This is a genomic window from Burkholderia sp. AU19243, assembly GCF_018148075.1.
Taxonomy (GTDB): Bacteria; Pseudomonadota; Gammaproteobacteria; order Burkholderiales; family Burkholderiaceae; genus Burkholderia; species Burkholderia latens_A.
The window spans coordinates 1-2,562 of record NZ_JAGSTV010000037.1; the positions used below are offsets into that span (position 1 = coordinate 1).

1 rRNA gene is annotated in these 2,562 nt (G+C 53.4%); it reads left to right on the plus strand.

The window, feature by feature from the left end:
* Window positions 1-2,494: ribosomal RNA gene (locus tag KDW55_RS29145) — 23S ribosomal RNA — on the plus strand; the annotation flags it as partial.
* Window positions 2,495-2,562 lie beyond the last annotated feature (68 nt).

Genomic DNA, 2,562 nt, shown 5'->3' on the forward strand with positions numbered 1-2,562 from the left:
GAAATCCTGTCTGAAGATGGGGGGACCATCCTCCAAGGCTAAATACTCGTGATCGACCGATAGTGAACCAGTACCGTGAGGGAAAGGCGAAAAGAACCCCGGGAGGGGAGTGAAATAGATCCTGAAACCGCATGCATACAAACAGTCGGAGCCTCGTAAGGGGTGACGGCGTACCTTTTGTATAATGGGTCAGCGACTTACGTTCAGTAGCAAGCTTAACCGTATAGGGCAGGCGTAGCGAAAGCGAGTCCGAATAGGGCGTTCAGTTGCTGGGCGTAGACCCGAAACCAGGTGATCTATCCATGGCCAGGATGAAGGTGCGGTAACACGTACTGGAGGTCCGAACCCACTAACGTTGAAAAGTTAGGGGATGAGCTGTGGATAGGGGTGAAAGGCTAAACAAACCTGGAAATAGCTGGTTCTCTCCGAAAACTATTTAGGTAGTGCCTCGTGTCTCACCTTCGGGGGTAGAGCACTGTCATGGTTGGGGGGTCTATTGCAGATTACCCCGCCATAGCAAACTCCGAATACCGAAGAGTGCAATCACGGGAGACAGACATCGGGTGCTAACGTCCGGTGTCAAGAGGGAAACAACCCAGACCGCCAGCTAAGGTCCCCAAATATAGCTAAGTGGGAAACGAAGTGGGAAGGCTAAAACAGTCAGGAGGTTGGCTTAGAAGCAGCCACCCTTTAAAGAAAGCGTAATAGCTCACTGATCGAGTCGTCCTGCGCGGAAGATGTAACGGGGCTAAGCTATATACCGAAGCTGCGGATGCGTGCTTGCACGCATGGTAGGAGAGCGTTCCGTAAGCCTGCGAAGGTGCGTTGAAAAGCGTGCTGGAGGTATCGGAAGTGCGAATGCTGACATGAGTAGCGATAAAGGGGGTGAAAGGCCCCCTCGCCGTAAGCCCAAGGTTTCCTACGCAACGTTCATCGGCGTAGGGTGAGTCGGCCCCTAAGGCGAGGCAGAAATGCGTAGCTGATGGGAAGCAGGTCAATATTCCTGCACCGTCGTTAGATGCGATGGGGGGACGGATCGCGGAAGGTTGTCCGGGTGTTGGAAGTCCCGGTCGCTGCATTGGAGAAGGCGCTTAGGCAAATCCGGGCGCGTAATTCAAGGGTGTGGCGCGAGCTCCTTAGGGAGCGAAGCAATTGGAAGTGGTTCCAAGAAAAGCCTCTAAGCTTCAGTCTAACGATGACCGTACCGCAAACCGACACAGGTGGGCGAGATGAGTATTCTAAGGCGCTTGAGAGAACTCGGGAGAAGGAACTCGGCAAATTGGTACCGTAACTTCGGGATAAGGTACGCCCTTGTAGCTTGACTGGCCTGCGCCAGGAGGGTGAAGGGGTTGCAATAAACTGGTGGCTGCGACTGTTTAATAAAAACACAGCACTCTGCAAACACGAAAGTGGACGTATAGGGTGTGACGCCTGCCCGGTGCCGGAAGATTAAATGATGGGGTGCAAGCTCTTGATTGAAGTCCCGGTAAACGGCGGCCGTAACTATAACGGTCCTAAGGTAGCGAAATTCCTTGTCGGGTAAGTTCCGACCTGCACGAATGGCGTAACGATGGCCACACTGTCTCCTCCCGAGACTCAGCGAAGTTGAAGTGTTTGTGATGATGCAATCTACCCGCGGCTAGACGGAAAGACCCCATGAACCTTTACTGTAGCTTTGCATTGGACTTTGAACCGATCTGTGTAGGATAGGTGGGAGGCTATGAAACCGGAACGCTAGTTTCGGTGGAGCCGTCCTTGAAATACCACCCTGGTTTGTTTGAGGTTCTAACCTTGGCCCGTGATCCGGGTCGGGGACAGTGCATGGTAGGCAGTTTGACTGGGGCGGTCTCCTCCCAAAGCGTAACGGAGGAGTACGAAGGTACGCTAGGTACGGTCGGAAATCGTGCTGATAGTGCAATGGCATAAGCGTGCTTAACTGCGAGACCGACAAGTCGAGCAGGTGCGAAAGCAGGTCATAGTGATCCGGTGGTTCTGTATGGAAGGGCCATCGCTCAACGGATAAAAGGTACTCTGGGGATAACAGGCTGATACCGCCCAAGAGTTCATATCGACGGCGGTGTTTGGCACCTCGATGTCGGCTCATCTCATCCTGGGGCTGTAGCCGGTCCCAAGGGTATGGCTGTTCGCCATTTAAAGAGGTACGTGAGCTGGGTTTAAAACGTCGTGAGACAGTTTGGTCCCTATCTGCCGTGGGCGTTGGATATTTGAAGGGGGCTGCTCCTAGTACGAGAGGACCGGAGTGGACGAACCTCTGGTGTACCGGTTGTCACGCCAGTGGCATCGCCGGGTAGCTATGTTCGGAAGAGATAACCGCTGAAAGCATCTAAGCGGGAAACTCGCCTTAAGATGAGATATCCCTGGGGACTAGATCCCCTTGAAGGGTCGTTCGAGACCAGGACGTTGATAGGTCGGGTGTGTAAGCGCAGTAATGCGTTCAGCTAACCGATACTAATTGCCCGTAAGGCTTGATCCTATAACAAGTCTGTTTCGCGCTACAGAGCGCGTCGGACGGTTGGATTCTCGTGTGTGATACACACAACC